Annotated in this window: 12 protein-coding genes and 1 pseudogene; 10 read left to right on the forward strand and 3 right to left on the reverse strand. The window is 70.0% G+C overall.

Features of this window, described 5'->3' with window-relative positions; translation table 11 throughout:
* Positions 1 to 134 precede the first annotated feature (134 nt).
* The 3 genes from dacB (at position 135) to prn (ending at position 5,560) form a co-directional block, all read left to right on the forward strand.
* Positions 135 to 1,571 carry a D-alanyl-D-alanine carboxypeptidase/D-alanyl-D-alanine endopeptidase gene (gene dacB / locus LK409_RS03630; RefSeq protein WP_010927880.1) on the forward strand — a complete coding sequence of 479 codons (1,437 nt, stop codon included), beginning with the start codon at positions 135 to 137 and terminating at the stop codon, positions 1,569 to 1,571.
* Between the two features lie 89 nt (positions 1,572 to 1,660).
* Positions 1,661 to 2,302 (forward strand): uracil phosphoribosyltransferase, encoded by a 642-nt coding sequence (upp, locus tag LK409_RS03635; RefSeq protein ID WP_003809425.1) that lies wholly within the window; start codon positions 1,661 to 1,663, stop codon positions 2,300 to 2,302.
* Between the two features lie 489 nt (positions 2,303 to 2,791).
* Complete coding sequence (gene prn, locus LK409_RS03640; protein WP_010927881.1) at positions 2,792 to 5,560, forward strand: pertactin autotransporter; 2,769 nt, start codon at positions 2,792 to 2,794, stop codon at positions 5,558 to 5,560.
* Positions 5,561 to 5,627: 67 nt separating this feature from the next.
* Here the strand turns inward: prn and cysG are convergent, their stop codons facing one another.
* Positions 5,628 to 7,049, reverse strand: coding sequence for a siroheme synthase CysG (gene cysG, locus LK409_RS03645; protein WP_003809429.1), 1,422 nt, complete (start codon positions 7,047 to 7,049; stop codon positions 5,628 to 5,630).
* Between the two features lie 264 nt (positions 7,050 to 7,313).
* On the opposite strand from cysG, the gene LK409_RS03650 reads away from it, so the two are divergent.
* From LK409_RS03650 to LK409_RS03665, 4 genes are all read left to right on the forward strand, one after another.
* Complete coding sequence (locus LK409_RS03650) at positions 7,314 to 8,030, forward strand: hypothetical protein (RefSeq protein WP_003809431.1); 717 nt, start codon at positions 7,314 to 7,316, stop codon at positions 8,028 to 8,030.
* An 84-nt stretch (positions 8,031 to 8,114) separates the two neighbouring features.
* Positions 8,115 to 8,432, forward strand: a complete 318-nt coding sequence (locus LK409_RS03655; protein WP_003809432.1) for a DUF883 family protein — start codon at positions 8,115 to 8,117, stop codon at positions 8,430 to 8,432.
* Between the two features lie 40 nt (positions 8,433 to 8,472).
* Positions 8,473 to 8,886, forward strand: coding sequence for a phage holin family protein (locus LK409_RS03660; RefSeq protein WP_003819794.1), 414 nt, complete (start codon positions 8,473 to 8,475; stop codon positions 8,884 to 8,886).
* Between the two features lies 1 nt (position 8,887).
* Positions 8,888 to 9,247 (forward strand): hypothetical protein, encoded by a 360-nt coding sequence (locus tag LK409_RS03665; protein ID WP_003809434.1) that lies wholly within the window; start codon positions 8,888 to 8,890, stop codon positions 9,245 to 9,247.
* 42 nt (positions 9,248 to 9,289) lie between these two features.
* Here LK409_RS03665 and LK409_RS03670 read toward each other — a convergent pair whose 3' ends face one another.
* Positions 9,290 to 10,834 (reverse strand): UbiD family decarboxylase, encoded by a 1,545-nt coding sequence (locus LK409_RS03670; protein WP_010927883.1) that lies wholly within the window; start codon positions 10,832 to 10,834, stop codon positions 9,290 to 9,292.
* Positions 10,835 to 10,917: 83 nt separating this feature from the next.
* Here LK409_RS03670 and LK409_RS03675 point away from each other — a divergent pair, with 83 nt between their 5' ends.
* Complete coding sequence (locus LK409_RS03675) at positions 10,918 to 11,748, forward strand: lytic transglycosylase domain-containing protein (protein WP_003809436.1); 831 nt, start codon at positions 10,918 to 10,920, stop codon at positions 11,746 to 11,748.
* 34 nt (positions 11,749 to 11,782) lie between these two features.
* Here the strand turns inward: LK409_RS03675 and LK409_RS03680 are convergent, their stop codons facing one another.
* Positions 11,783 to 12,937 carry a pyridoxal phosphate-dependent aminotransferase gene (locus LK409_RS03680; RefSeq protein WP_003809437.1) on the reverse strand — a complete coding sequence of 385 codons (1,155 nt, stop codon included), beginning with the start codon at positions 12,935 to 12,937 and terminating at the stop codon, positions 11,783 to 11,785.
* A gap of 42 nt (positions 12,938 to 12,979) precedes the next feature.
* Between LK409_RS03680 and LK409_RS03685 the strand changes: the two are divergent.
* Both LK409_RS03685 and LK409_RS03690 read left to right on the forward strand, forming a co-directional pair.
* Positions 12,980 to 13,849: pseudogene (locus tag LK409_RS03685) on the forward strand (hypothetical protein).
* Positions 13,850 to 13,965: 116 nt separating this feature from the next.
* A complete protein-coding gene (locus tag LK409_RS03690) occupies positions 13,966 to 16,254 on the forward strand; it encodes an NADP-dependent malic enzyme (protein WP_041937131.1) in 2,289 nt (762 codons plus the stop codon).
* Positions 16,255 to 16,287 lie beyond the last annotated feature (33 nt).

Below are 16,287 nucleotides of genomic sequence, written 5' to 3' on the forward strand. Positions count from 1 at the left end.
CTATTGTATGCGAGGGGCCCGCGCGGCCCGCCGGCCAGGCAGCGGCGCCGAAAATGTGTCCGCGTGCGCCGCGGCGCGCCAGCTTAGGTATGCTTGCATTCTTGAGCGAAAGAACATGTAACAGGCAGGGAGCGATGCGGCGGGCAGGCAAACAAGGCAAGTGGCAACAATGGCTGGCCGGCGTCATGCTGGCGCTGGGCGCCGCCGGCGCGGCGGCGCAGGGCCTGCCGTCCAGTATGGTGGCGGCCTGGAAGGCGACCAAGCTGCCCGACCAGTCCCTTTCGCTGGTGGTGCAGGAGATCAACGGCCCGCGGCTGGCGACGCTCAACGCCAAGGAGCCGCGCAATCCGGCTTCCGTCATGAAGCTGGTGACGACCTGGGCCGCGCTGTCCGAGCTGGGGCCCAGCTACGCGTGGCGCACCGAATTCCTGACCGAGCCCGGCGACCGGCCCGATGCCCACGGCGTGCTGCGCGGGCCGCTGTACCTGCGCGCCGGCGGCGACCCGCAACTGCTGCTGCAGGATCTGTGGGCCCTGTTGCGCGAGCTGCGGCTGCGCGGCGTCAAGCAGATCGGCGACCTGGTGGTGGACCGCAGCATTTTCGGGCAGGTGGCCATCGATCCCGGCGCCTTCGACGGCGCCTCCGACCGGGCCTACAACGCCAGCCCGGACGCTCTGATGGTGGGCTTCGGCGCGCAACGCCTGCTGTTCACGCCCGACGCCGCGGCGCGCAAATGGGTGCCGATGATCGATCCGCCGCTGCCGGGCCTGCGCCTGGAAGGCGCGGTCGAGTGGAGCGACGTGCGTTGTCCGGGGCCGCCGGTGGTCGGCACCGAGCCGGTGGTGACCCAGCAGGGCGTGTCCATCCGCCTGAGCGGCAAGGTGGCCGGCTCGTGCGGCGAGTTCAGCCTGTACCGGCTGGCGCTGTCGCAGCCCGAGTACGCCAGCGCGGTGTTCCGCCTGCTCTGGCGCGAACTGGGCGGCACCCTCAAGGGCCAGATCCGCAGCGGCGTCGTGCCGCCGGACGCCGTGGTGCTGGCCAGCCACGACTCGCCCACCCTGGGCGAGGCGATCCGCACCATCAACAAGCGCAGCAACAATGTGATGGCGCGCACCCTGCTGCTGACCCTGGGCGCCGAGCGCGGCCGCCGGCCCGCCACCGTCGAGAGCAGCGGCGTGGTCGCCCGCACCGTGCTGGGCGCGCAGGGGCTGGAAATGCCCGAACTGGTGATCGACAACGGCTCCGGGCTGTCGCGCGAGGGCAGGGTGTCGGCCGACAGCCTGGCGTCCATGCTCACGGTGGCCTGGAATTCGCCCCTGATGCCGGAATTCATCTCGTCGCTGGCCATCGCCGGCGTGGACGGGACGGTGCGGCGGCGCCTCAAGGGCAACGGCGCGCAGGGCATGGCCCACCTGAAGACCGGCTCGCTGCGCGATGTGCGGGCGGTGGCCGGCTATGTGCTGGGGGCCAGCGGCAAGCGTTACGTGGTGGTCAGCATGGTCAACCACGAGAACGCGGCCGCCGTGCGGTCGTTCGACGACGCGCTGGTCGCCTGGCTGGCCGAACAGTGATTGCCCGCCAACCGGCTTAAAATCCTTCTGTTCCCGCCGGCGGCCCGTGCCGCCGGCCATTCGAGAGCCATTTACTGGAGATTCCGCACATGCCTGTGCATGAAATCCGCCATCCGCTGATTCGCCACAAGCTGGGCATCATGCGCCGCGCCGACCTCAGCACCAAGAGCTTTCGCGAGCTGTCGCAGGAAGTCGCGGCCCTGCTGACCTACGAGGCGACCAAGGACATGCCGCTGGCGCCCGCCAGCGTCGAAGGCTGGTGCGGCACCGTCGAGGTCGACAAGATCGCCGGCAAGAAAGTGACCGTGGTGCCCATCCTGCGCGCGGGCATCGGCATGCTCGACGGCGTGCTGAGCCTGATCCCGGGCGCCAAGGTCAGCGTGGTCGGCGTGGCCCGCAACGAAGAAACCCTGCAGGCGCATACCTACCTGGAACGCCTGGTGGGCGAGCTGGACCAGCGCCTGGCCCTGATCGTCGACCCGATGCTGGCCACCGGCGGTTCCATGGTCGCCGCTATCGACATGCTCAAGCGGGCCGGCTGTCGCGAAATCCGGGCGCTGACCCTGGTCTCGGCGCCCGAAGGCATCGACGCCGTGCTCACGGCGCATCCGGACGTGCAGATCTACACGGCCTCGATCGACCAGGGCCTGAACGAAAACGGCTACATCATGCCCGGCCTGGGCGATGCCGGCGACCGCATCTTCGGCACCACGCAAAAGCACGCCGAGTAGCGCGCCGCGCGGATCCGCCCGCCCACAGGAAAACCGCCTTGCAGGCGGTTTTTTTTTGCCGCCGGGCCGCTCCAAGGCAAAAAAGCCCCCTCGGGGGGCAGCAAGCCCGCACAGCGGGCGCAGCGTGGGGGCGCGACCTTTGCCGCCGGGCCGCTCCAAGCGGGTGCCTGTCCCCGCGGGGACAGGCACCCTGGCCGGCGGGGCGGGGCGGGACCGGGCACAGGGCCGTTGCGTGTTCCGTGTGCGACTCTAAAAACCTATATTTATATCGGAATTCTTACTTTATTTTGTACGCGTTTGATTGCTTACGGCACGTATCTCGGACGGCAGAATTTTCCTCCTGCCATCGATGATGCGTCGCTGTAACACGGCAAATACCGTGCATTGCAGCGGTTCTGGATGGCGTTCTTCGTACGTTTGCTGCGCCCATTCTTCCCTGTTCCATCGCGGTGCGGGCATGGCGGGCGTCTGCTCTTCACCCGGCATCCAATGAACATGTCTCTGTCACGCATTGTCAAGGCGGCGCCCCTGCGCCGCACCACACTGGCCATGGCGCTGGGCGCGCTGGGCGCCGCGCCCGCCGCGTACGCCGACTGGAACAACCAGTCCATCATCAAGGCCGGCGAGCGCCAGCACGGCATCCACATCAAGCAAAGCGATGGCGCCGGCGTACGGACCGCCACCGGAACGACCATCAAGGTAAGCGGTCGTCAGGCCCAGGGCGTCCTGCTGGAAAATCCCGCGGCCGAGCTGCGGTTCCAGAACGGCAGCGTCACGTCTTCGGGACAGCTGTTCGACGAAGGCGTCCGGCGCTTTCTGGGCACCGTCACCGTCAAGGCCGGCAAGCTGGTCGCCGATCACGCCACGCTGGCCAACGTCAGCGACACCCGGGACGACGACGGCATCGCGCTCTATGTGGCCGGCGAGCAGGCCCAGGCCAGCATCGCCGACAGCACCCTGCAGGGCGCGGGCGGCGTGCGGGTCGAGCGCGGCGCCAATGTCACGGTCCAACGCAGCACCATCGTTGACGGGGGCTTGCATATCGGCACCCTGCAGCCGCTGCAGCCGGAAGACCTTCCGCCCAGCCGGGTGGTGCTGGGCGACACCAGCGTGACCGCCGTGCCCGCCAGCGGCGCGCCCGCGGCGGTGTTTGTATTCGGGGCCAATGAGCTTACGGTTGATGGCGGGCACATCACCGGGGGGCGGGCAGCGGGGGTGGCGGCCATGGACGGGGCGATCGTGCATCTGCAGCGCGCGACGATACGGCGGGGGGACGCGCCTGCCGGCGGTGCGGTTCCAGGCGGTGCGGTTCCCGGCGGTGCCGTTCCCGGCGGCTTCGGCCCCCTCCTTGACGGCTGGTATGGCGTGGATGTATCGGACTCCACCGTGGACCTCGCTCAGTCGATCGTCGAGGCGCCGCAGCTGGGCGCCGCGATCCGGGCGGGCCGCGGCGCCAGGGTGACGGTGTCGGGCGGCAGCTTGTCCGCACCGCACGGCAATGTCATCGAGACCGGCGGCGGTGCGCGTCGCTTCCCGCCTCCGGCCTCGCCCCTGTCGATCACCTTGCAGGCGGGCGCACGGGCGCAGGGGAGGGCGCTGCTGTACCGGGTCCTGCCGGAGCCCGTGAAGCTGACGCTGGCGGGCGGCGCCCAGGGGCAGGGCGACATCGTCGCGACGGAGCTGCCTCCCATTCCAGGCGCGTCGAGCGGGCCGCTCGACGTGGCGCTGGCCAGCCAGGCCCGATGGACGGGCGCTACCCGCGCGGTCGACTCGCTGTCCATCGACAACGCCACCTGGGTCATGACGGACAACTCGAACGTCGGCGCGCTGCGGCTGGCCAGCGACGGCAGCGTCGATTTCCAGCAGCCGGCCGAAGCTGGGCGGTTCAAGGTCCTGATGGTCGATACGCTGGCGGGTTCGGGGCTGTTCCGCATGAATGTCTTCGCGGACCTGGGGCTGAGCGACAAGCTGGTCGTCATGCGGGACGCCAGCGGCCAGCACAGGCTGTGGGTCCGCAACAGCGGCAGCGAGCCGGCCAGCGGCAACACCATGCTGCTGGTGCAGACGCCACGAGGCAGCGCGGCGACCTTTACCCTTGCCAACAAGGACGGCAAGGTCGATATCGGTACCTACCGCTATCGATTGGCCGCCAACGGCAATGGGCAGTGGAGCCTGGTGGGCGCGAAGGCGCCGCCGGCGCCCAAGCCCGCGCCGCAGCCCGGTCCCCAGCCCGGTCCCCAGCCGCCGCAGCCGCCGCAGCCGCCGCAGCCGCCGCAGCCGCCGCAGCCGCCACAGAGGCAGCCGGAAGCGCCGGCGCCGCAACCGCCGGCGGGCAGGGAGTTGTCCGCCGCCGCCAACGCGGCGGTCAACACGGGTGGGGTGGGCCTGGCCAGCACGCTCTGGTACGCCGAAAGCAATGCGTTGTCCAAGCGCCTGGGCGAGTTGCGCCTGAATCCGGACGCCGGCGGCGCTTGGGGCCGCGGCTTCGCGCAACGCCAGCAACTGGACAACCGCGCCGGGCGGCGCTTCGACCAGAAGGTGGCCGGCTTCGAGCTGGGCGCCGACCACGCGGTGGCGGTGGCCGGCGGGCGCTGGCACCTGGGCGGGCTGGCCGGCTATACGCGCGGCGACCGCGGCTTTACCGGCGACGGCGGCGGCCACACCGACAGCGTGCATGTCGGGGGCTATGCCACCTATATCGCCAACAGCGGTTTCTACCTGGACGCGACGCTGCGCGCCAGCCGCCTCGAAAATGACTTCAAGGTGGCGGGCAGCGATGGGTACGCGGTCAAGGGCAAGTACCGCACCCATGGGGTAGGCGTCTCGCTCGAGGCGGGCCGGCGCTTCGCCCATGCCGACGGCTGGTTCCTCGAGCCGCAGGCCGAGCTGGCGGTGTTCCGGGTCGGCGGCGGTGCGTACCGCGCGGCCAATGGCCTGCGGGTGCGCGACGAAGGCGGCAGCTCGGTGCTGGGTCGCCTGGGCCTGGAGGTCGGCAAGCGCATCGAACTGGCAGGCGGCAGGCAGGTGCAGCCATACATCAAGGCCAGCGTGTTGCAGGAGTTCGACGGCGCGGGTACGGTACGCACCAACGGCATCGCGCATCGCACCGAACTGCGCGGCACGCGCGCCGAACTGGGCCTGGGCATGGCCGCCGCGCTGGGCCGCGGCCACAGCCTGTATGCCTCGTACGAGTACTCCAAGGGCCCGAAGCTGGCCATGCCGTGGACCTTCCACGCGGGCTACCGGTACAGCTGGTAAAGCGAGAAGGGTCCATCCCCCCGCGGGGGAGATTTTCCTGGAGGTTGGCCGGTGCCAGTCTCCAGGCTCAGGCGGCCAGGGCCTGCGGGCCGGGCAGGCCGTGCTGGTGCTGGCCGAACCATTGCAGGGTGTCGGCCAGGGCGGCGACTTCGCCGATGACCAGCAACGCCGGGGGGCGCACGCTGCGCCGGCGCGCGATCTCGGGCAGCTCGGCCAGCGTTCCGGTGACGACGCGCTGTTCGGGCCGGCTGCCGTTTTCGATCAGGGCGAACGGGGTGGCCGGCGCGCGGCCGTGTTCGAGCAGGCGCGCGGTGACGTAATCGAGCTGGCCCACGCCCATGTAGAACGCCAGGGTCTGCTGGTCGCGGGCCAGGCCGGCCCAGTCCAGGGTGTCCTGGTCGGCGCGGCAGTGGGCGGTGACCATGCGCACCGACTGCGCATGGTCGCGATGCGTCAGGGGGATGCCGGCATAGGCGGCGCAGGCCAGCGCCGCGGTGATGCCGGGCACGACCTCGTACGGCACGTCGTGCGCGCGCAGGTATTCCAGCTCTTCGCCGCCGCGTCCGAAGATGAAGGCGTCGCCGCCTTTCAGGCGCACCACGCGCCGGCCGGCGCGCGCCTGGGCCAGCATGAGGGCGTGGATGCGCGCCTGGGTGGCGTCGTGGTCTTCGCCGGGCAGCTTGCCCACGGGCACGCGTTCAGCGTCGCGGCGCGCCAGCGCCAGCACGCCCTCGCTGACCAGGCGGTCGTACAGGATGATGTCGGCTTCATTGAGCGCGCGCAGCGCCTTGAGCGTCAGCAGGCCGGGGTCGCCCGGGCCCGCGCCCACCAGCACGACGCTGCCCCGGGGGGCGGCCTGCGGCGCGCGCAGCGCCTGTTCCAGTTCCTGCTCGGCCAGCCCGGGCTGTTGCTGGCGCAGGCGCGCCGCGACCGGGCCGTCGAGCAGCCAGTCGTAGAAACGCCGTCGCTGGCCGAGGTCGGGGCGGGCGGCGCGGATGCGCGGCCGATAGCGCGCCGCCAGGGCCGCCAGCTGGCCGAGCGAATGGTCGAACAGCGACTCGATGCGCTCGCGCAGGCGCCGCGCCAGCACCGGCGCCACGCCCGAGGAGGAGATGGCCACGATCAGCGGCGACCGGTCGACGACGGACGGCACCTGGAAGGACGACAGTTCGGCATCGTCGACCACGTTGCAGAATACCCGGCGCGCCCGCGCGGCCTCGCTGACCGCCGCGTTGACGGCGCGGTCGTCGGTGGCGGCCACCACCAGCCAGGCGCCGGCCAGCCAGGCGGGTTCGAAGCCGCCGTCCAGGCGGGCGATGCCGCCCTGCTCGGCCAGGGCGGCGAGCGCCGGATCCAGGCGCGGCGCGCCCACGACGACCTCGGCGCCGGCCTGCAGCAGGGCCTGTGTCTTGCGGACGGCGACGGCGCCGCCGCCTACCACCAGTACGCGCCGCCCCGTCAGGTCGGCGAAAATCGGGAACAGCGTCATGGAAATCAGCCACGCGGGAAGGCCCGCAGAATGTCAGCCGATCATAGGGACCGGGGTTCATCCCTACAACTTTCGATTTCTTGAATCCATATAGCCATTAATCATTTGGACGCCGGCCGCCCCTGGCGCGGCCGGCCCGGAACCCTGGGCGGACGGGCGGGTCAGAACTGTCTGCCGGGCGGCGCCGGCCGGCGCAACCAGTGTAGTATCAGCCAGCGCGGCCCGCGTCCCGGGCCGCCGAACCGAGCGTTTCAGGAGCGGCCCATGATGGTGCGATTTTTTGTTTCAATTGGTGTGCTGGCGTGGGCCGGCGCGGCGCAGGCGGGCGTGTGCGACGCCAAGTTCATGCATGACGGCGGCCAGGTGCAGTTGACCGGCAGCGGCAACATCGGCCTGGGCGCCGACCTGGGCTTCACCGAGGTTTCCAAGACCAACGGCGACAACTGCCGCGCGCGCGTGCAGGGCATGGCCACCTTCAGCTATGCCGGCCTGCCGCCGGGCAAGTCGCGGCTGGATTACCTGATGACCGTCAAGAACGGCCAGGCCACGTTCGTGAAGTACGCCGAGGCGGGCGAGCAGCCCCGCTCCGAGGGGCAGTTCGACCTGCGCATGCTGGGCCTGTTCGCCTACGACAAGATCAGCGGCGAAGGGCAGCGCCTGCCCGGGGCCAGCTACCGGCTCAGGATCGGCAAGGAGGCGCCGGTGGGCGGCCAGCCGACCACCGTGGTGCGCATCGGCGAAAAGACGGTCGGCGCCCGCCAGGACCTGAGCACGGCGCTGGGCCGCCATGCCTGCTGGCCGATCACCTATCCGCGCAGCAGCGAGCCCACCATGGCCACCTTCAAGGGCCTGACCTTGCCGATTCCCGGCATGGACACCACGGTGACCGATTGGTACTGCCCCAGCGTCAACCTGGTAATGCGCCAGGACATCGACCAGGCCGGAATCAAGTCATCCGTTGAGATTACGCAATTGAAGTAGCACCCCGTAGCACGCGGGGGTACGTGGCGCGGTGCGCGGCTGGTATGATGAACGCGTCATCGACACATCGACAAGGAGCTGATAATGGCCGCGAGAAGATCCGACGAAGCAACGAAAGAGAAACTCATCGACAGCGTCAAGACCAGCCTCAATGATGCCGAGACCTTGCTGCGCGAAGCCGCCAGCACCACGGGCGACAAGGCGACCGAATTGCGCGAGCGCGCGCTGGCATCGGTGCGCCGCACCCGCGAGGCGCTGTACGACGCGCAGGACGCGGTGCTCGAACGCGGCCGCCGCGCGGCCCGCGCCACCGACGATTACGTGCACGACAATCCCTGGCAGGCCATCAGCATCGCAGGCGTGACCGGCCTGCTGCTCGGCCTGCTGATCAGCCGCCGCTGATCACGGCGGGGCGGGCCGCGCGTCCGCCCCGGCATGCACAATGGGTTTGCGTAGATCGGTATTCGGCGTGGCCGCCAGTCTGGTCGGACTGACGCGTACACGCCTCGAACTACTGGCGCTGGAAGCCGCCGGCGAAAAGATCCGCCTGATCAAACTGCTGGGCATGGCCTTCGGCGCGCTGCTGTTCCTGACGCTGGCGGTCCTGGTATTCACCATCACGATCGCGGTGGCCTTCTGGCCTACCGAGTCGCGCTACGCCGCGCTGGGCTGGCTGGCGGGCGGCTATGGCGTGATCGGGCTGGTGCTGTTCTTCCTGGTCCGGCGCGACCTGGTCGACGGTCCCGTGCCGTTCGCCGCCACGCTCGAGGAGCTCGGCCGCGATACGGACATGCTGGAACGGGTGCGCGATGCGCAACGCGCCAGCGACGGGCAGCGCAACGCGGAGGACGACTGACATGGCCCGCCACTCGGCTTCGGTAGACCGCATGGTGCGGCTTGAATTGCTGCGCGCGCGCGCCGCGCTCGAGCGCGAGGCGCTGGCGCAGGGCATCGTCGAGGCGGGGCGCACGCTGACGCCAGGCAACATGGTCAAGTCCATCTGGCCCAGCCTGGGCAAGGCCAATACCTCGCGGCTGTTCTGGCAGGCGTTCGCGCTGGTACGGCGCTATCCCTTCGTCAGCTCGACGCTGTCGGCCATGGTGATGGGGCGCGGCGCCCGGCGCTCGGGCCTGCTCAAGCTGGCCGGCGTGGCGCTGGTGGGCTGGCAGGCATACCGGATCTGGCAGTCCGCGCGCGAGGAGCGCCAGGCCGATTGAGCCAGGCCGGCAGGCGGGCGGCCGGCGCCGCCCGCGGCATTGCTACAGTCCCAGCGTGTCCCACATGGCATCCACCCGGCGCTTGACCGCCTCGTCCATGTGTATGGGCGTGCCCCATTCGCGGCTGGTTTCGCCCGGCCACTTGTTGGTGGCGTCCAGCCCCATCTTGCCGCCCAGGCCGGACACCGGCGAGGCGAAATCGAGGTAATCGATCGGCGTGTTCTCGACCAGCACCGTGTCGCGCACGGGGTCCATGCGCGTGGTCATGGCCCAGACCACTTCGGTCCAGTCGCGCGGGTCGATGTCTTCGTCGACCACCACGATGAACTTGGTGTACATGAACTGCCGCAGCACGCTCCACAGGCCGAACATCACGCGCTTGGCGTGGCCGGCGTACTGCTTGCGGATCGACACCACCGCCAGGCGGTAGCTGCAGCCTTCCGGGGGCAGGTAGAAATCGACGATTTCGGGCAGCTGGCGGCGCAGCAGCGGCACGAATACCTCGTTCAGCGCCACGCCCAGCACGGCCGGCTCGTCGGGCGGCTTGCCGGTATAGGTGGAGTGGTAGATGGGGTTGCGCCGCATGGTGATGCGGTCCACCGTGAACACCGGGAACCAGTCCTGCTCGTTGTAGTAGCCGGTATGGTCGCCATAGGGGCCTTCGAGGGCCATTTCGTAGCCGGTGGCCGGGGGCGGGTTGGCGCCCTCGGGCACCGCGGCAGCGACGGCGCGCGGATCGTCGGCCGGCAGCAGGTGGCCCTCGAGCACGATCTCGGCCGAGGCCGGCACCGACAGGTCGCTGCCCAGCGCCTTGACGACCTCGGTGCGCGAGCCGCGCAGCAGCCCGGCGAACTGGTATTCGGACAGCGTGTCCGGCACCGGCGTGACCGCGTCCAGGATGGTGGCCGGGTCGGCACCCAGCGCCACGGCGATGGGAAACGACTTGCCCGGGTGGGCCTGGGCGTGGTCGCGGAAGTCCAGCGCGCCGCCGCGGTGCGACAGCCAGCGCATGATCAGCTTGTTCGGCCCCAGCGGCTGCTGGCGGTAGATACCCAGGTTCTGCCGCCGGGCGTTCGGCCCGCGCGTGATCACCAGGCCCCAGGCGAGCAGGGGCGCCACATCGCCCGGCCAGCAGGTCTGGATGGGCAGGCGGCCCAGGTCGACGTCGGCGCCTTCCCAGACGATTTCCTGGCAGGCGGCGCTGCGCACGGTCTTGGGGCTCATGTCCCACAGGGCGGCTTTCAGCATGGACACCTTGGCCAGCGCGTCGCGCAGGCCCTTGGGCGCTTCGGGCTCGCGCAGGGAGGCCAGCAGTTCGCCGGTTTCGCGCAGGGCGCCGACGTCGTCGGCCCCCATGCCCCAGGCGACCCGCCGCGGCGTGCCGAACAGGTTGGCCAGCACCGGCATGTCGGCCGGCGCGTCGTTGTGGCGGGCGTTCTCGAACAGCAGGGCCGGGCCGCCGGCGCGCAGCACCCGGTCGGCAATCTCGGTCATTTCCAGCCGCGTCGAGACCGGCGCGGTGATGCGTTTGAGTTCGCCCTGGCGTTCAAGCTGGGCAAGAAAATCTCGGAGGTCGCGATACTTCAAGGCAGATCCCGGCAAAATAGTTACATTCTTGAGGCAAAACAGAGGTTAACATCTGCCTCCTCTCATTCCACGCAGGAGGTCCCATGCCCGATGCGTCAGTGGCCGGCCTGTTCCGACAGCTGGCCCAAGGAGTGCACCACCATCTCGCCGAATGGCTGCGCATCAGCTCCGTCTATCTGGGCATTGCGGTCATCGTGACAGTGAGCATGGGGTTTGCCTTGCCCGGTCTGCGCGACCAGGCGCTGCAGGTGCACAAAGCCTTGTTGACCGCCCTGGCACCTACGTCCATGCCATCCGCCGAACTGGAACCCGGAGCCGAAGCCGGCGCCGATGCGTCCTCGGCCGTGGTCATGGCGATACCGAGCGCGCCCGCCAGCAATGCGACCGGATTCCTCGGCCCGCTGCGCAGCGATACGCCGCCGGCGCCGCCGAACCGTCCGTCCGCCGCCTCGAGCGCGCAGGTGGAGGCATTGCGCAACTATATCTCGCGCAAGTACAAGGTGGCCTATGACGCGACCGCGGTGCTGGTCAATACCGTCTACAAGGTCGGCCGCGAGAAACAGCTCGATCCGCTGCTGTTGCTGGCCGTGATCGCCATCGAGTCGCGCTACAACCCGTTTGCCGAAAGCCCGGTGGGCGCGCAGGGGCTGATGCAGGTGATGACCCGGGTGCACCAGGACAAGTTCGACGCCATTGCCCACGTGGGCAAGGGCAACCCGCTCGATCCGGTGGCCAACATCCATGTCGGCTCCACGATCCTGAAGGATTGCATCAACCGCCGCGGGTCGCTCAATGGCGGCCTGGCCTGCTATGTGGGGGCCACCGGCCCCGACGATGGCGGCTATGGCGCCAAGGTGCTGGCGGAGCGGCGCCGCCTGGCGCTGGCTTCGGGCATCGCGCTGGCGCGCGATTGACGCCGGGCCGGCGCCAGCCGGCCCGCGCCGCCGCCTACAGCAGCTTCTCGATGCGGGCCACGGCTTCCTGCAGGCGGTCCAGCCCGGTGGCGTACGAGAAGCGCATGGTGCGTTCGCCGTGGGCGGGGCCGAAATCCAGCCCCGGCACCGCGGCCACGCCGCCCTCGTGCAGCAGGCGATGCGAGAACGCCATGCTGGTCGTGCCCAGCGCCGCGATGTCCGCATAGATGTAGAACGCGCCGTCCGGGCGCACCGGCACCGGGATGCCCAGGCGCTCGAACTCCGGCAGCAGGTAGTCGCGCCGCTGCTTGAAGGCCTCGCGGCGGTGCTCGAATATCTTCAGCGCGTCGGGCGTGAAGCAGGCCAGCGCGGCATGCTGGGCCAGCGTGGGCGCGCAGATCGCCAGGCTGGCGGCCATTTTCTCGACCTTGGCCACCATGCTTTCGGGCACGATCATCCAGCCCAGGCGCCAGCCGGTCATGTGGAAGTACTTCGAGAAGCTGTTGATGACGATGATGTCGTCGTCCAGCAGCAGCGCCGAACGCGGTTGCGATTCGTACGACAGCCCCAGGTAGATTTCGTCCACGATGCTGAAGCCCTGGCGTTCGCGCACGGCGGCCAGCAGCTCGGCCAGTTCGTCGTGGGCGATCGAGGTGCCGGTGGGATTGCTGGGCGAGGCGATCAGCACGCCCTGGGTGGCGTCGTTCCAGTGGTCGCGCACGTCCTGCGCCGAGAGCTGGAAGCGCTTGGCGGCGGTGCTGGGAATCAGGCGCGGCTGCCCGCCGGCGGCCAGCACGAAATTGCTGTTGGCCGGGTACGAGGGGTCGGGCATCAGGACCTGCGCGCCCGGATTGACCAGCGCGGCGCAGGCCAGCGCCAGCGCGCCCGAGGCGCCGGCGGTGACGATGATGCGGGCCGGGTCCACGCGCGCGCCGAACTCGCTTTCGTAGAATGCGGCAATGGCTTCGCGCAGCGCGGACAGGCCGGCTGGCGCGCTGTAGCCGCTCAGGCCGGCGCGCGCGGCGCGCTCCAGCGCTTCCACCACCTGGGGCGGCGCGGTAAAGTCCGGTTCTCCGATTCCCAGGCTGATGATGTCGCGCCCGGCCGCTTGCAGGGCCTGCGCTTCCTTGAAAAGCTCCACAACCTGGAATGTCAGAAAATCGTTGGTACGAGTGGCTAAGCGCGGCATGGTGAATCGAATGGGTTATGTAGCGAAAGGGGGATTGTAGTCATGCAGCCATCGCGACGCGCTTTCCTGCTCGGACGCCGCCCGCGGCAGTCGTCCTGGGCGGCGTTCTGCGAGCGGCTCTCACTGGCGGTAGCGGCGCCGCTGCGCGACCTGGACCCGGCCGGGGGCGCGGCATTGTTGCGGGCGCGCTCGGATGCCGAGGTGCGCCGCGCGCGCTGTGCCAGGAGTATGGGGTGAGCCTCGGCCTGCCCGGCGCCCGGCCAGCCGGACGGCCGGTGTTGCAGATCGATCCGCGCGGCCTGCGCGCGCTGGCCCCCGAAGGCGGGGCCTGGCGTGCCGGCCCCGGCTGCCTGGCGGGAGAGCTGGCCGCCGCCGGCCTGGACCAGTTCGCCGAGGTCGCGCCGACGTGCACGCTGGCCGACTGGCTGGCCGATTCGCGCGGCTGGCCCACCGGCGAGACCGGCGCCAGCGGCGTGCTGGAGGCCAGCGTGCTGCTGGCCGACGGCACCGCCGAAGCGCTGGGCCCCTTTGGCGCGGCCGATGTGCGGCCGCTGCGCTCGGCCACGGTGCAGCGCCTGGTGCCGGCCCTGTTCCAGCTGGCCGGCGGGCAGGATGCCGCGGCCTGCCTGGCCCAGCCTGCCTGGCCGGCGCGCTATCGCCTCGACGCGCTGCAGCCGCGCGAACCGCGCAGGCGTCAATCTGGCGCATCTGTTGCTTGGGCATGACGGCGCGCTGGCCTGGGTGGAAAGCGTGCTGCTGGCGCCGGCGGCGGCGCCGCCGCCGGCCGCGTCCGGCAGCGCGCCGGCCGAGGCCGCGCGCCTGGATGCGCGCGTGCGCGCGCTGTTCGATCCGGATGGCGTGCTGGCGGCGCGCGCCGGGTCCGGCGCGGTCGGCGCAAAGGGGCGGGAGTAAGATAGCGCCACTGCGCCTTGCGCAGCCGGCCAGCCCGTGCAGGCGCGGGCAGCATCTTTCCGGCGTGCGCTGCCGCATCGTTCACTTTCGCAGCTCCAACCTACGTCATCGCCATCATGGACGCCAACTTTCGCAAGGCCGCGCTGGAATATCACGAGCATGGCCGCCCCGGCAAGATTTCGGTCACGGCCACCAAGCCGCTGGTCACGCAGCGCGACCTCAGCCTGGCCTACTCGCCGGGCGTGGCCGCCGCCTGCGAGGAGATCGTCGAGGACCCGGCCAATGTGTTCCGCTACACCGGGCGGGGCAAGCTGGTGGGCGTGATCACCAACGGCACGGCGGTGCTGGGGCTGGGCAACATCGGCGCGCTGGCCTCCAAGCCGGTGATGGAAGGCAAGGCGGTGCTGTTCAAGAAGTTCGCCGGGCTGGACGTGTTCGACATCGAGATCAACGAGACCGACCCGGACAAGCTGGTGGAGATCATCGCCGGACTGGAAGCCACCTTCGGCGGCATCAACCTGGAAGACATCAAGGCGCCGGAGTGCTTCACGGTCGAGCGCAAGCTGCGCGAGCGCATGAAGATCCCGGTGTTCCACGACGACCAGCACGGCACCGCCATCACCGTATGCGCGGCCGTGGTCAACGGCCTGGCCGTGGCCGGCAAGCGCATCGAGGACGTCAAGCTGGTGACCTCGGGCGCCGGCGCCGCCGCCCTGGCCTGCCTGGACTTGCTGGTGGACCTGGGACTGCCGCTGGAGCATATCTGGGTCACCGACATCGAAGGCGCCGTCTACCAGGGCCGCACCGCCCTGATGGACCCGGACAAGGCGCGCTATGCGCAGCCGACCGAGGCCCGCACCCTGGCCGAGGTGATCGAGGGCGCGGACGTGTTCCTGGGCCTGTCGGCCGGCAACGTGCTCAAGCCCGAGATGGTGGCCACCATGGCGGCCAACCCGCTGATTCTGGCGCTGGCCAACCCCAACCCCGAGATCCTGCCCGAGGCCGCGCACGCAGTGCGCGACGACATCATCATGGCCACCGGCCGTTCGGACTACCCGAACCAGGTCAACAACGTGCTGTGCTTTCCGTACATCTTCCGCGGCGCGCTGGACGTGGGCGCGACCACGATCACGCGCGAGATGGAAAAGGCGGCGGTCCTGGCCATCGCCAGCCTGGCGCGCGAAGAACAGAACGAGGTCGTGGCCGCGGCCTACGGCACCTATGACATTTCGTTTGGCCGCGACTACCTGATTCCCAAGCCGTTCGATCCGCGCCTGATCGTGCGCATCGCGCCGGCGGTGGCCAAGGCGGCCATGGAGGGCGGCGTGGCCACGCGTCCCATCGCCGACCTGGACGCCTACGCCGAGCAGCTGCAGCAGTTCGTCTACCACTCCGGCGCCTTCATGAAGCCGCTGTTCTCGCAGGCCAAGCAGATCGTGCGCGACGGCGGACGGGCCCGCATCGTGTTCACCGAGGGCGAGGACGAGCGCGTGCTGCGCGCCGTGCAGGTCATCGTCGACGAGAAAGTCGCCAAGCCCATCCTGGTGGGCCGCCCCCAGGTGCTGCTGTCGCGCATCGAGAAATTCGGCCTGCGCCTGCGCCTGGGCCAGGACGTCGAGGTCTGCAACCCGGAATACGACGAGCGCTTCCACCAGTACTGGACGACGTATTGGGAGCTGATGTGCCGCAACGGCATCACCAAGGAGATGGCGCGCGTGGAAATGCGCCGCCGCCTGACCCTGATCGGCGCCATGATGGTGCACCTGGGCGACGCCGACGGCATGATCTGCGGCGCGGTCAGCGGCTTCCACGACCACCTGCGCTTCATCGACCAGGTCATCGGCAGAAAGCCCGGCGCCACCACCTACGCGGCGATGAACATCCTGCTGCTGGACGAGCGCACCGTGGCCCTGGTGGACACGCACGTCAATGAAGACCCCAGCGCCGAGCAGATCGCCGAGTACACCGTGGCGGCCGCCGAGGAAATGCAGCGCCTGGGCCTGGCGCCCAAGGTGGCGCTGCTGTCGCGCTCGAACTTCGGCTCGGGCAGCTCGGCCTCGGGCGCCAAAATGCGCCACGCGCTGGAGCTGGTCAACCGCCAGGCCCCCGGCCTGGAGATCGACGGCGAGATGCACGGCGACTGCGCCCTGGACGAATCGCTGCGCCTGCGCCTGCTGCCCGACTCTCCCCTGAAGGGTTCGGCCAACCTGCTGGTGTGCCCCAACGTGGACTCCGGCAACATCGCCTACAACCTGCTCAAGACGGTGGCCGGCAAGAACGTGGCGGTCGGTCCCATCCTGCTGGGCGCCAACGCGCCGGTGCACATCGTCACCTCCAGCGCCACCGTGCGCCGCATCGTCAACATGGCCGCCATGGCCGTGGTCAATGCCGACGCGGTCCGCTGAGCGCGGCGCGGGCAGGGCGGGGGGCGCCCGCCC

This window comes from Bordetella parapertussis (genome assembly GCF_020735925.1).
GTDB classification, from domain to species: Bacteria; Pseudomonadota; Gammaproteobacteria; order Burkholderiales; family Burkholderiaceae_B; genus Bordetella; species Bordetella pertussis.

Excerpts from the sequence above, each read along its gene's own strand:
- dacB (WP_010927880.1), top strand. The coding sequence starts at position 135 with ATGCGGCGGGCAGGCAAACAAGGCAAGTGGCAACAATGGCTGGCCGGC.
- upp (WP_003809425.1), top strand. The coding sequence starts at position 1,661 with ATGCCTGTGCATGAAATCCGCCATCCGCTGATTCGCCACAAGCTGGGC.
- prn (WP_010927881.1), top strand. The coding sequence starts at position 2,792 with ATGAACATGTCTCTGTCACGCATTGTCAAGGCGGCGCCCCTGCGCCGC.
- cysG (WP_003809429.1), bottom strand. The coding sequence starts at position 7,049 with ATGACGCTGTTCCCGATTTTCGCCGACCTGACGGGGCGGCGCGTACTG.
- LK409_RS03650 (WP_003809431.1), top strand. The coding sequence starts at position 7,314 with ATGATGGTGCGATTTTTTGTTTCAATTGGTGTGCTGGCGTGGGCCGGC.
- LK409_RS03655 (WP_003809432.1), top strand. The coding sequence starts at position 8,115 with ATGGCCGCGAGAAGATCCGACGAAGCAACGAAAGAGAAACTCATCGAC.
- LK409_RS03660 (WP_003819794.1), top strand. The coding sequence starts at position 8,473 with ATGGGTTTGCGTAGATCGGTATTCGGCGTGGCCGCCAGTCTGGTCGGA.
- LK409_RS03665 (WP_003809434.1), top strand. The coding sequence starts at position 8,888 with ATGGCCCGCCACTCGGCTTCGGTAGACCGCATGGTGCGGCTTGAATTG.
- LK409_RS03675 (WP_003809436.1), top strand. The coding sequence starts at position 10,918 with ATGCCCGATGCGTCAGTGGCCGGCCTGTTCCGACAGCTGGCCCAAGGA.
- LK409_RS03680 (WP_003809437.1), bottom strand. The coding sequence starts at position 12,937 with ATGCCGCGCTTAGCCACTCGTACCAACGATTTTCTGACATTCCAGGTT.
- LK409_RS03690 (WP_041937131.1), top strand. The coding sequence starts at position 13,966 with ATGGACGCCAACTTTCGCAAGGCCGCGCTGGAATATCACGAGCATGGC.